Here is a 12,493-nt window from a genome sequence, read left to right as displayed (position 1 = left end):
TCTCCCGCCCTTCGGGCATCCTCTCCCGCATGCGGGAGAGGGAAACAAAACACGAGGCCACCATGGGCACCACCAAAGAACACATCATCAAGAGCTACGACGACGAACTGGCCCGCCTCACCGGCGAACTGGTACGCATGGGCGAGCTGGCGGTGAGCCAGCTGGAGGCCTCGATCGACGTGGTGGAACGCCGCGACGAACGCGCCGCCCAGCACGTGGTGGGCAACGACGACGCGATCGACCTGCTCGAACAGGAAATCAGCCACGACGTGGTGCGCCTGCTGGCGCTGCGCGCGCCGATGGCCGGCGACCTGCGCAATGTGTTCGCCGCGCTGCGCATCGCCGCTGACATCGAACGCATCGGCGACTACGCCGCGAACGTGGCCAAGCGCTCGATCCCGCTGTCGATGGCCGCGCCGATCAATCCCACCAGCGGCCTCGCCCATCTGGCCGAACTGGCCGCCGCTGAGGTGCGCGAGGTGCTGCGTGCCTACCGCGACCGCGATGCCGAACGCGCCTACCAGGTGTGGAAGGACGACGTGGAGCTGGACGACGCCTACACCGGCTACTTCCGCCAGCTGCTCACCTACATGATGGAAGACCCGCGCAACATCACGCCGTGCACGCACCTGCTGTTCATGGCGAAGAACATCGAGCGCATCGGCGACCATGCCACCAACATCGCCGAAAACGTGTGGTACCAGGTCACCGGCGAACCGCTCACCGCCCAGCGCAACAAGCGCGACCTCACGGCGAATCCGGAGATGCCGAAGCTGGGCGACCGCAACAGCTGAGGCAGCGCCCTGCCCGCCCGCAGGCGAGGCAGGGCACGCAGGGGCTTAGAGCCTGTTTACGATCTCCGCGTAGCCCGCGTTGCCTCGCTGTGGCTGTCAGGTGGTAGTGCGTGGCGCAGCGCCTGCCTGGCTGGCAGGCCAAGCCGCGCGCTGCCGCATGGCGGCCACAGCAAGGCAACCCGAAGGGCCGGGTCCGTTTGCCCGCATGCCTGCGTCATCACTCAGTCATGGACGGACGTCCACTCCTTCGTTCTTCCTTGGCCTGCGCGCAAACGGATCCCGGCGCGGGCCATGTGGAGATCGTAAACAGGCTCTTAGGCCAGCTTCAATCCCACGATGCCAATCAGGATCAGCGCCACGCAGGCCAGCCGCAGCGGCGTGGCCGGATCGTGGAACAGCATGATGCCCAGGATCACCGCGCCCACCGCGCCAATGCCGGTCCATATCGCGTAGGCGGTGCCGATCGGCAGCGATTTCGCCGCCAGCGCCAGCAGCACCACGCTCACCGCCATCGCCGCCAACGTACCCACGCTGGGCCATAGCCGACTGAAGCCTTCGCTGTATTTGAGGCCGATCGCCCAGCCGATCTCGAACAACCCGGCCAATACCAACAATACCCAAGGCATGACTGACTCCTTGCAGGCAATGCAGGGCCGTCCCCGCGATGGAGAAACGCGGCGGGCCGTCCCGCCGCGGCCTGCCCGGCAGGCAGGATCAGGGCAGGCGTGCCTGCCGCGCTTCGCGGCGCCGCTGCGCACCGCGCGCCATACCGAAGATACCGATCAGCAGCCACGCCAGCTGCATGATGAAGGCAGGCCAGTTGAAGCTGCCGAACAGCAGCGACAGCATCACGCCCACCGCGCCCAGCACATTCATCAACTGATAGATCAGCCCGTTGCCGTGCAGCTTGTGGGCCTGCAGCAGGTAGAACGCCAGCAGCACCAGCAGCACGCCGATGTAGCCGGCCCAGTCGTGCCAGTAGAAGGTCATCGCAGTCCGCTCCGTTGGCGCAGCGCCTCGAACAGTACGACGCCGGTCGCCACGGAAACGTTGAGGCTCTCCATCGCGCCCGGCATGGGGATCTTCGCCACGAAATCGCAGGTCTCGCGGGTGAGCCGGCGCAGGCCCTCGCCTTCGCTGCCCATCACCACGGCCACCGGCCCCTTGAGGTCGATGCCGTAGATCGATTGCTCGGTATCGCCGGCGAGGCCGGTGATCCACACCCCGGCGTCCTTCAGGCTGCGCAGCGTGCGCGCGAGGTTGGTCACCGCGATCAGCGGCACGCGGTCGGCGCCGCCGGCCGAGGCGCGGCGCACCACCGGGGTCAGGCCTACCGCGCGATCCTTGGGCACGATCACCGCCGTTGCCTTGGCCGCCGCCGCGCTGCGCAGGCAGGCACCGAGGTTGTGCGGGTCGGTGACGCCGTCCAGCACCAGGACCAGCGCCGCGCCGCCGGCCTGCTCCAGCAAGCCCGGCAGATCGCCCTCGCCCGCCAGCGCCGGCGCCTCATACAGGGCTACCACGCCCTGGTGGCGCGCTTCGCCGGCCAGCTTGTCCAGCTGCTCGCGCGGGCGATGGTGCACCGGGATCTTCAGCGCCTTTGCGCGCTCGGCCAGTTCGTGCACGCGGGCGTTGCGCTGGCCGTTTTCGACCAGCAGCTCGCGTATGCGCGAAGCGTCGTTGTTCAGGGCGCCATCGACCGGGTTGATGCCGACGATCCAGTGCTCGCTCATTTCCTGCCTTTCGGTTTCGGTGGACGCGTGGCCGGCTTCTTCGCCGCGCGCGGCGCCTTCTGCGCGACCTTGCCTTGCTTGCCGCCACTCTTCTTCGCCGGTTTGGGCGGGCGCGCGGCAGCGGGGGGCGGATTATCGCGCGGCGGCAGCACCGGCAACACCACCTCTGTACGCCGCGCCGTCGTCGGAACCGGCGACGGCTTGCGCCCCGGCAGCGAATAGCGTTCGCCCGTCGCGGCGTAGTCGTAGGCCTTGCCGCTGCGCGGGGGCGCGGCGGAAGCGCGCGGCGATGCCAGCCGGAAGTCGATCTTGCGATCCTCCAGGCTGGCGCGCAGCACCTGCACGCGCACGTGGTCGCCGAGCCGGTACTGCGCACCGGTGCGTTCGCCCTTCAGCAGATGGCGCTGCGGATCGAAGTGGTAGTAGTCGTTGCTGAGCTGGCTGATGTGCACCAGGCCCGAGACCTTGGACTCGTCCAGTTCCACGAACAGGCCGAACGAGGTGACGCCGGTGACCACGCCGGCGAATTCCTCGCCCACGTGCTTGGCCATCCACGCGCACTTGTAGCGCTCGTCCACGTCGCGCTCGGCCTCTTCGGCGCGGCGTTCGCGCTGCGAGCAGTGCACCGCCATCGTCGCCATCTGTGCCGGCGTGTACACGTAGCCGGCCGGCTTGCCGCCGGTGAGCGCGTAGCGGATCGCGCGATGCACCAGCAGGTCCGGGTAACGACGGATCGGCGAGGTGAAGTGCGCATAGGCCGACAACGCCAGGCCGAAGTGGCCGCGGTTGTCCGGCTGGTAGGCCGCCATGCTCTGCGCGCGCAGCAGCACGCTCTGGATCAACTCGCGCTCCGGGCGGTCCTGCACCATGCGCAGGATTTCGGCGAAGTCGGCCGGGGTCACCTCCTCCACCGGCGGCATGCGCAGCTTGAACTCGCGCAGGAACTGCTGCAGGTCCTCGTACTTCTCCGCCGGCGGCGGCTCGTGGGCGCGGAACAGCGCGGGGATCTTCTTCTTTTCCAGGAACAGCGCCGCCTGCACGTTGGCGGCGATCATGCATTCCTCGATCAGCTTGTGCGCGTCGTTGCGCGCGGTGGCGCCGGCCGATTCCACCTCGCCACGCTGATCGAGGCGGAACTTCACCTCGGGCGTCTCGAAGTCGATCGCGCCGCGCTGCTTGCGTTGCGCGGCCATCGCCTTGTACAGCGCGTACAGGTTTTCCAGCTGCGGCAACACGTCGGACACCGCATCGAGCGCGCCGGCTTCGCGTAAACCCACCGCCTGCCACACCTGGTCGTAGGTGAGCCGCGCGTGCGAACGCATCACCGCCGGGTAGAACTTCGACTTCGCCACCTCGCCGTCGGCGTCGACCACCATGTCGCAGACCATGCACAGCCGCTCGACCCTGGGGTTGAGCGAGCAGATGCCGTTGGACAGCGTCTCCGGCAGCATCGGCACCACGAAGCCCGGGAAATAGGTGGAGGTGCTGCGCTCGTAGGCTTCCTTGTCCAGCGCGCTGCCCACCGGCACGTAGTGCGACACGTCGGCGATCGCGACCACCAGCCGCCAGCCGCCGCCGCGTTTCGGCTCGGCGTACACGGCATCGTCGAAATCGCGCGCGTCGGCGCCGTCGATGGTCACCAGCGGCAGCTTGCGCAGGTCGACGCGGCCCTCGCGCTCGGCGGCGGTGACCTCGGGTTCCACCTCGGCCGCATCGCGCAGCACCTCGGGTGGCCAGTCGTGCGGCAGGTCGTGGCTGGCAATCGCCATCTCGATCAGCAGCGAGGGTTGCAGGCGTTCGCCCAGCACGGCACGGATCGCACCCAGCGGGCCGCGGTGCGGGGTCGGCGGATCGGTGATCTCGGCCACCACGATCTGCCCGGCGCGCGCGCCCTGGGTCTCGCCGGGCGGGATCATCACGTCCTGGTGCAGGCGACGGTCGTCCGGCGCTACCAGGGTCACGCCGTTCTCCACCACCACCCGGCCCACCAGCCGCGGCGAACGCCGCTGCAACACCTCGGCGATGGCGCCCTGGCGCCGTCCGCGCCGGTCCACGCCGATCACGCTGGCCAGCACGCGATCGCCGTGCAGCACGCCGCGCATCTGCTGCGGCGAAAGGTAGAGATCCTCGCCGCCTTCGTCGGGGCGCAGGAAACCGTAGCCTTCGGCGTTCGCCAGCACCACGCCGGGTATCAGGTCGAGCTTCTGCACCGGCGCGTAGCCGCCGCGCCGGCCCAGCAGCAGCTGGCCGTCGCGCACCATCGCGCCCAGGCGCTTGTGCAGCGCGTAGAGGTCGTTGGCGTCATGCAGTTCCAGCGCTTCGGCGATGCGCGCCTCGGTGAGCAGTTCGCCGCGCTCCTCCAGCAGGGCGAGGATGGCCTCGCGGCTGGGGATGGGCCGCTCGTAGCGTTGCGCCTCGCGCTCGGCCTGCGGGTCACGCGCGGAGCTGGTCCGCTTGCGCTTGCCGACGGCCGCATCCCCGCCAGTGTTCTTGCGGGGAGAGGGGGTCTTCCCGGCCGGCGCGCGGCTGTCCGCGCGCTTGCCTTCCTTGTTTTTTCTGGTCACGAAATAGCCTTGTGTGGGGTACCGCGCCGCGAACGGTGCAGTGTCTTGGATGGGTGCGTCAACAAAGTGTTGACAGAGGCCGGACCGATCCCTAATCTACGCGGCTCACGCAGCCCGAACGGCTCGCGCGACACCTGCCCAGGTGGCGGAATTGGTAGACGCACTAGTTTCAGGTACTAGCGGGTAAAACCGTGGAGGTTCGAGTCCTCTCCTGGGCACCAATTGTAGACGAAGCCCGCAGCGATGCGGGCTTCGTCGTTTCTGCAGATCGCGGTCCTCGACGACCGCCTCAAGGGCTCGCCGGCCCTTTCAGCTCGACCATGTTGCCCTGCGGGTCGTAGCAGTAGATCGACGGGCCTTCGCCGCGCGCGCCGTAGCGCATGCCCAGATCGCCGATGCGCACGCCGTGCGCCTTGAGATGAGCCAGGATCGCGGCTTCGTCGTAGTCCTCCACGCGCAGGCAGAGGTGATCCATGTTGTGGCCCTCCCTGCCCGGCGCCGCACCGCCCTGACGGCCAAGTTTGCCGTCCATGCCTACCAGGTCGATCAGCGAGGCGCCGGCGCGCAACTGCACCAGGCCGATCTCGTCCTGCCGGCGCTCCACGCGGCAACCCAACACGTCGCAGTAGAAATGCCGCATCGCCTCGGGATCGATGGCGCGCAGCACGATGTGGTCGATTTCGCCGATACGGATCATGGTGTTTGAATCGTTTTCCGGGGATGGGTCGAGCATAGCCTCCGGCTCCGTCTTCGACATCCTTTCCCGGCAGGCCGCCGGTGCTCCCGCGAGCGCACCGGCGCGGTGCGGCGACCTCGGCCAGGCGTGTTTCAACCCGGCCTGGCCGCGCAATACCTGAACCGCGCCTCGTGGCACGGTCATCAGGCCACACGAGCGAGGCGCGCAGCCCGTCTCCGCTGTATAATCGCCGGCTACAAACGCATGGTGGGAGAAGCGGCGCCTTCGCGAGAAGCGCACCGCTGCCGAAGGCGCAACGCCCGTAATCGCTCAGGCCCCGTACCATCCTGCGCAAAGCACTCTGGAGAGACCGGTTGAATCCGGCGCCGAAGGGGCACGAGGCTCACGCCTCCAAACTCTCAGGCAAAAGGACAGAGGGGCGCTAGCGTGCGGCATGCACGCAGACTTCGGACGCCCCCATGAGCCAGAACACTCCTTCCCTGCGCGAGCTGGAAAACCACGACGCCTTCATTGCGCGCCACATCGGCCCCAACGACGCCGAGATCGCGCACATGCTGCACACGGTCGGCCACGACTCGCTGGAGGCTATGACGGACGCGATCGTGCCCGCGAAGATCAAGTCCGCCGCGCCGCTGGCGCTGCCCGCCGCGATGAGCGAAGTGGAAGCCTTGGCGAAGATCCGCGCCATCGCCGGCAAGAACCAGGTGTTCCGGAGCTTCATCGGCCAGGGCTATTACGGCACCCATACGCCCAACGTCATCCTGCGCAACATCCTGGAGAATCCGGCGTGGTACACGGCCTACACGCCGTACCAGGCCGAGATTTCGCAGGGCCGCATGGAAGCGCTGATCAACTTCCAGACCATGTGCGCCGACCTCACCGGCATGGAGATCGCCAACGCTTCGCTGCTGGACGAGGCCACCGCGGCGGCCGAGGCGATGACGCTGGCCAAGCGTTCGGCCAAGGCCAAGGGCAACACCATCGTGGTGTCCGGCGATGCGCATCCGCAGAACATCGAGGTGATGCGCACGCGCGCCGAACCGCTGGGCCTGACGATCAAGCTGGCCAACTCCGCCGAGGAGTGGGACGCCGCGATCGCCGCCGACGACTATTTCGCCGCGCTGATCCAGTACCCAGCCAGCAGCGGCTGGCTGATGGACTGGAGCGACGAAGTCGCCAAGATCCACGCCAAGGGCGCGCTGGCCATCTTCGCCAGCGACCTGCTGGCGCTGACCCTGCTCAAGCCGCCGGGCGAGATGGGCGCCGACATCGTGATCGGCAACACGCAGCGCTTCGGCGTGCCGTTCGGCTTCGGCGGCCCGCACGCCGCCTTCATGGCCTGCCGCGATGCCTACAAGCGCTCGATGCCGGGCCGCCTGATCGGCGTCTCCATCGACGCCGAAGGCAACAAGGCCTACCGCCTCACCCTGCAGACGCGCGAGCAGCACATCCGTCGCGAGAAGGCCACCAGCAACATCTGCACCGCGCAGGTGCTGCTCGCCGTGATGGCTTCGATGTACGCCGTCTACCACGGCCCCGAAGGCCTGGTGCGCATCGCCACGCGCGTGGCGCGTCTCGCCGCGATCCTCAAGGCCGGCCTGCAGCAGCTCGGCTTCACCGCCAGCCACCACGACACCGCGTTCGACACGCTGAGCCTGAAGACCGGCGAGCGCACCGACGCCATCGCTGCGCGCGCGGTGGCGATGGGCGCCAACCTGCGCAAGGCCTGGGGCGAGTACCTGTGCATCTCGCTGGACGAGACCACCACGCGCGCCGACATCGAGCTGCTGTGGCGCATCTTCGGCGGCGACGACGCCACGCTGCCCAGCATCGACGCACTGGACGCCAGCGCACCGTCGCTGATCCCGCAGGCGCTGCGTCGCACTTCGGCCTTCCTCACCCACCCGGTGTTCAACACGCACCACAGCGAGCACGAGCTGCTGCGCTACCTGCGCGCGCTGGCCGACAAGGACCTGGCAATGGATCGCACGATGATCCCGCTGGGCTCGTGCACCATGAAGCTCAACGCCACCGCCGAGATGATCCCGGTGACCTGGCCGGAGTTCGCCAACATCCATCCGTTCGCCCCGGCCGGGCAGACGCAGGGCTACAAGGAGCTGATCGCCGAGCTGGAAGCACAGCTGGTGGAGATCACCGGCTACGACGCGGTGAGCCTGCAGCCGAACTCCGGCGCGCAGGGTGAATACGCCGGCCTGCTGGCGATTCGCGCCTACCACCAGTCGCGCGGCGAAGGCCACCGCGACATCTGCCTGATCCCCGAATCCGCCCACGGCACCAACCCGGCTTCCGCGCAGATGTGCGGCATGCGCGTGGTGGTCACCAAGTGCGACGCCAACGGTAACGTGGACCTGGAAGACATCCGCGTGCAGGCCGAGAAGCATTCGGCCAACCTCGCCGCGATCATGCTCACCTACCCGTCCACCCACGGCGTGTTCGAGGAAGACGTGGTGGCGATCTGCGACATCGTTCACCAGCACGGCGGCCAGGTGTACACCGACGGCGCCAACATGAACGCGCTGGTGGGCGTGGCCAAGCCCGGCAAGTGGGGCTCGGACGTCAGCCATCTCAACCTGCACAAGACCTTCTGCATCCCGCACGGCGGCGGCGGCCCGGGCGTGGGCCCGTGCGCGGTGCGTTCGCACCTCGCACCGTTCCTGCCGGGCGCGCTCGGCAGCGAGGGTTCGCGTACCCAGGGCACCGGCAACGGTGCGATGGTCAGCGCCGCGACCTTCGGCAGCGCGTCCATCCTGCCGATCTCGTGGATGTACATCACGCTGATGGGCACCGCGGGCCTGCGCAAGGCCACCCAGGTGGCGCTGCTCAACGCCAACTACATCGCCAAGCGCCTCGCTGCGCACTACCCCACGCTGTACACCGGCCGCAACGGCCTGGTGGCGCACGAGTGCATCCTCGACCTGCGCCCGATCAAGGACGCCACCGGCATCAGCGCGGAAGACGTGGCGAAGCGCCTGATCGACTTCGGTTTCCACGCACCCACGCTGTCCTTCCCGGTGGCCGGCACGCTGATGGTGGAGCCCACCGAGAGCGAATCGCAGCACGAGCTGGATCGTTTCATCGACGCGATGATCCAGATCCGCGACGAGATCCGTGCGGTGGAGGAAGGCAAGCTGGACCGCGACGACAACCCGCTGCGCAACGCCCCGCACACCGCGTTCGCGGTGAGCGCCAGCGAATGGACGCATGCCTACCCGCGCGAGCTGGCCGCCTTCCCGCTGCCCTCGCTGCGGCTGCAGAAGTACTGGTCGCCGGTGGCGCGCGTGGACAACGTCTACGGCGACAAGAACATCATGTGCGCCTGCATCCCGGTGGATGCGTACAAGGAAGAAGTGGAGGCGTAAGCCCCCGCACATCGTGTCGCCGGAAAAGCCCCGCCTCGCGCGGGGCTTTTCTTGCAAGGCACGCCATTTGGTAGCAGGTGCCCCAGGCACCGGACGCTGAAGACCGATAAGGTGAGCCATGACTTGGCGCACCCCATCGGCACTGAAGTGGTTGATTACAAAGCGCTCCCGCTTCTCGGGAGCGCTTCTAAAGCTTGACGACGAGCGAGCCAAATTGCGCGACAAGATAGCCTCGCTTGACTGTCGTGCAGCAGCATTGCTTAAGCAATTGGCTGCGCTTGACGAAACTATTGGCCTCCATGAGATACCCGTGGATCCCGAGGATATTCGGCCAGTTCGGCCACACGCGCGCGCGCGGCTACTGCCTCATGGGCAAATGAGCCGGATCATCTTCACAGAACTTCGTCTCGCCGGTGACTGGCTATCGACGACGGAGGTGGTTGTTCGGATCTTGCAGCATCTCCCAGAACGAGAACGATTTCCCCTCGTACCTATACGCCACTGCGTGCGTAAGCGACTAAGAACTTTGGCTAGGAAAGGGCTGCTTGACCGGCACACAGACGGCATTTCTGCCGCCGGTGTAACCGACGGGAACAGCGAAGCTTATTGGCGACTCACGCGCACTCACGACTTCCCCGTCATTTAGTAGAAGGAAGGCGTGCCAGGAAATAGTCGAGTCCAATCTCCTCTCGCCGGCACCGTCCCTGCCAGTAACCGGCCCACCATCGAGATGTTGGAGCAGTCATCATTCCTATCATCAATATGCGGAACCGCTTGTCCTGCGCATGCTTACGATGGTTCTCTCGCCACACGAACTCACAGGTATAGTCCTGCAGATACTTTGGGCGGAATCCATGCAACGTACCGTACTCGCTGCGCCGAAAGCGGCTGAAGAGCGTCTCACACATATTGTCTGACACGCCCTCGCTGGTGCTGAACTCGTTGGCGTGTGAAACCGTGTAATGCTCAGCAACCAGCGCACCGAGCGTGCTGTAAGCGCTGCTCTCATCAGTCATCACACGTGCGTCAGGGCTGAGGAAATTTTTCGCCAAACGAGTCACTTCCGCTTCGTTCTCCCCCGAGCATACGAAGGCCATGACTCGGCCGGACCCCATCCGGTGCCCAGCGGACTCACACAGCGATATCACCACGCGCTTCCGCGCACGCTTACACCAATTCTGGTAAGTCATACCGGCTTCTATCCAGGGTTGGTTCTGGTTCTTTGGCGCTTTTTTCCCGAAGCGTACTTCGAGTGCCCTTCTTGGTATTCGGGCACGACGATTGGGTTTGCGAGGTTTACCGCCAAAGTACCCACCATCCATGTGCACTGTGAACGCACCGCCTAGGGGACAGAGGTCCATGGCGTGGACCATCCACTCCCGAATTTTTCCGAAGAAGACCTGAGCAGTTTTGGGGGTACAGCCCACACGGCGCGAGGCCTCCAGCAGCGACTGGCCCTTCGCGCCATTCTCGAACGCTGCGAATAGCCGAATCATGTCTACAAAGGGCAACTTACGCCCATGGAACGGTGTACCGCTGGTGACGCTGAACTCGCGAGAACAGCTAGCGCAGCGCCAACGCCGCGTCTTGGCGCGGCGATAATGCTTGCGGAACAGACCGCAGGCTGGACAACCCTGCTTATCGGTAGCACCCCATCGCGCCGAGGCCAGCCATTGCTCAGCCTCGTCATTGGTCAGGCTATTAATTTTTCTGGCGAAGTTGCGTGATTCCTTGGAGTGCAGGTAGTGCTGCGTCATCCGTGTAGCCCAGGCGAACGGGATGCAGTGGCCGGTCCTGAGACGGGCCGCCGGACTAGGACAGTCCACCGGGTACACAGCGGCCTGCCGCGCCTTGAAAGGCACGTTGCAAAGCGCTGGGTGATGACGCAAACTAGGGGTGCAGACCACTCAAACCTGCATCCTACGAAAGCCCAGTAAACCCCTGCCAGGGCGCTGGGCTTTCGTACGTCTAGAGCCCGGATTTATCGACCGCTATGAGCTAGGTCATAAATCCTCCGCATCGACATTCATGCTGCTATCGGAATCCGGCTGGCCAAGAAGGGCCATCCAGCGGGCTACGTCCCGAGTGGCTGCACAGCGGCCACGGCGGCCTTTCAGGAAGAACGTCGGAATGGGCAGCGTCTTGCGCTGTGCCGCATGCCGAAAAGCATCGCCGCTGGGATAGCCCAGGATGGTGCGAAGGTCGCGCCCAGCCATGACGGCGCCGTAGCGAGCCAAAAGGTCTTCTTCGATTTCTGTCGCGCGGGCGTTGATCTGATCAGTTGACATGCCGGCCTCCATCATGCCTCGGCATGCTAGATGTCGCCGCGCGCGCGGCGACAGGGAACAATTTCTCAAAACTGTTCCCTTGGCGACTGACGTCGCGGGCCAGGTAAGTGATCACCCAAACCGTTACCATGACGAAACATGTCGTGGCGTGACGGAACACCGTGCGAAAGCAAAGCAGGTTCATCGACGAGCTGAGGAAGGGCTGGTGGCATCACGATGTGCGGCCGGCTGTTTCGCGCGCGGCCTACGCGGCGATAGCCCACGCTGTCGGTGACACGTGGGCTCCAGGCGACATCGAGCGCGCACTAGGGAAAGCCAGTAACCGAGACATGAAGTCAGAGGGACTGAGCAACAAGTTCAGAAAGATCTGGAAGGATCAAACCGTCCCCTCATTGCCAACGCTCAGTGAAGTGACCAGAGCTTTTCCTGCATGTCAGGCTGAATATTGGTCTGAACACCCAATTTTCTTTCTCTTGGATGGCCGCCAGAAAGAGAGTGAAAGCTTTGCGCAATCGGCCATCCACTACGCGCTCGATAGCCTAAATGGGTCGATTCGCATGGAAGTGTGGAAACAAGAGATTGATTACGAGCCATGGACAGGGCGGCTGTTAAAATCTCTTGATAACCGCGCCATGCTCGATGTACTCGGCTCCGATTTATTTGCTGAACTCGATACGCTAGATCGGCTTACGCTATCTACCGCCTTTTCCAAAATGGCCTTAGCTACGGAGGATTGGCCGGCATATGATCAAGCTGTGTGGGTTTCTTATCTTGAATTCGACACCGCATTGGTAAACTATAACCCCCTGCTAATTGGATGGAAATGGCTAGCCAAATTGTATGAAGAGCAGTTATGGCGGCCTCATAACACCCTATGTAGAGGCGCAGTCCCTGTCTCTGGTCACAGCAGAGCGAATCTTGCGCACTTCATGTCGATTGCGAAGAAAAGCGGAAGAAATTTGCCACCACCCGAAATGTTCGACTGGGCAGAGTTGATTGGCACAACGCCAAGCGTTATGGATACTCCATGAACACGC

At 65.1% G+C, this 12,493-nt stretch carries 10 protein-coding genes, 1 tRNA gene and 1 riboswitch; of the genes, 4 read left to right on the top strand and 7 right to left on the bottom strand.

Going from position 1 to position 12,493, the window contains the following annotated elements; translation table 11 throughout:
• Nucleotides 1-62: 62 nt before the first annotated feature.
• Entirely contained in the window at nucleotides 63-794 is a 732-nt protein-coding gene (phoU, locus tag ISP14_RS14060) for a phosphate signaling complex protein PhoU (RefSeq protein WP_404541003.1), read from the top strand.
• Nucleotides 795-1,108: 314 nt separating this feature from the next.
• On the opposite strand, the gene sugE is transcribed toward phoU, so the two are convergent.
• From sugE to rnr, 4 genes are all read right to left on the bottom strand, one after another.
• A complete protein-coding gene (gene sugE, locus ISP14_RS14055) occupies nucleotides 1,109-1,420 on the bottom strand; it encodes a quaternary ammonium compound efflux SMR transporter SugE (RefSeq protein WP_404541001.1) in 312 nt (103 codons plus the stop codon).
• An 88-nt stretch (nucleotides 1,421-1,508) separates the two neighbouring features.
• Nucleotides 1,509-1,784, bottom strand: coding sequence for a CBU_0592 family membrane protein (locus ISP14_RS14050; protein WP_404540999.1), 276 nt, complete (start codon nucleotides 1,782-1,784; stop codon nucleotides 1,509-1,511).
• Nucleotides 1,781-2,527 (bottom strand): 23S rRNA (guanosine(2251)-2'-O)-methyltransferase RlmB, encoded by a 747-nt coding sequence (rlmB, locus tag ISP14_RS14045; RefSeq protein ID WP_404540998.1) that lies wholly within the window; start codon nucleotides 2,525-2,527, stop codon nucleotides 1,781-1,783. Before rlmB ends, ISP14_RS14050 begins: the two co-directional genes overlap by 4 nt.
• Nucleotides 2,524-5,091, bottom strand: a complete 2,568-nt coding sequence (rnr, locus tag ISP14_RS14040) for a ribonuclease R (RefSeq protein WP_404540996.1) — start codon at nucleotides 5,089-5,091, stop codon at nucleotides 2,524-2,526. The genes rlmB and rnr overlap by 4 nt, the downstream gene beginning before the upstream one ends.
• 136 nt (nucleotides 5,092-5,227) lie before the next feature.
• Here rnr and ISP14_RS14035 point away from each other — a divergent pair.
• Nucleotides 5,228-5,312 (top strand) — tRNA-Leu (locus tag ISP14_RS14035).
• A 68-nt stretch (nucleotides 5,313-5,380) separates the two neighbouring features.
• On the opposite strand, the gene ISP14_RS14030 is transcribed toward ISP14_RS14035, so the two are convergent.
• On the bottom strand, nucleotides 5,381-5,788 hold the full coding sequence (locus tag ISP14_RS14030) for a VOC family protein (RefSeq protein WP_404540994.1): 408 nt from the start codon (nucleotides 5,786-5,788) through the stop codon (nucleotides 5,381-5,383).
• A 330-nt stretch (nucleotides 5,789-6,118) separates the two neighbouring features.
• Nucleotides 6,119-6,212: riboswitch (glycine riboswitch) on the top strand.
• A gap of 34 nt (nucleotides 6,213-6,246) precedes the next feature.
• Between ISP14_RS14030 and gcvP the strand changes: the two genes are divergently transcribed.
• Nucleotides 6,247-9,168 (top strand): aminomethyl-transferring glycine dehydrogenase, encoded by a 2,922-nt coding sequence (gene gcvP / locus ISP14_RS14025; RefSeq protein ID WP_404540993.1) that lies wholly within the window; start codon nucleotides 6,247-6,249, stop codon nucleotides 9,166-9,168.
• A gap of 638 nt (nucleotides 9,169-9,806) precedes the next feature.
• On the opposite strand, the gene ISP14_RS14020 is transcribed toward gcvP, so the two are convergent.
• Nucleotides 9,807-10,925: an IS1595 family transposase gene (locus ISP14_RS14020; RefSeq protein WP_404540991.1), complete on the bottom strand. Its 1,119-nt coding sequence runs from the start codon at nucleotides 10,923-10,925 to the stop codon at nucleotides 9,807-9,809.
• Nucleotides 10,926-11,171: 246 nt separating this feature from the next.
• A complete protein-coding gene (locus tag ISP14_RS14015; RefSeq protein ID WP_404540990.1) occupies nucleotides 11,172-11,456 on the bottom strand; it encodes a hypothetical protein in 285 nt (94 codons plus the stop codon).
• Nucleotides 11,457-11,617: 161 nt separating this feature from the next.
• Between ISP14_RS14015 and ISP14_RS14010 the strand changes: the two genes are divergently transcribed.
• Nucleotides 11,618-12,487, top strand: a complete 870-nt coding sequence (locus ISP14_RS14010; protein WP_404540988.1) for a hypothetical protein — start codon at nucleotides 11,618-11,620, stop codon at nucleotides 12,485-12,487.
• Nucleotides 12,488-12,493 lie beyond the last annotated feature (6 nt).

The organism is Dyella agri (assembly GCF_044904705.1).
Classification (GTDB): Bacteria; Pseudomonadota; Gammaproteobacteria; order Xanthomonadales; family Rhodanobacteraceae; genus Rhodanobacter_A; species Rhodanobacter_A agri.
This window is presented reverse-complemented; position numbering and strand designations above follow the sequence as displayed.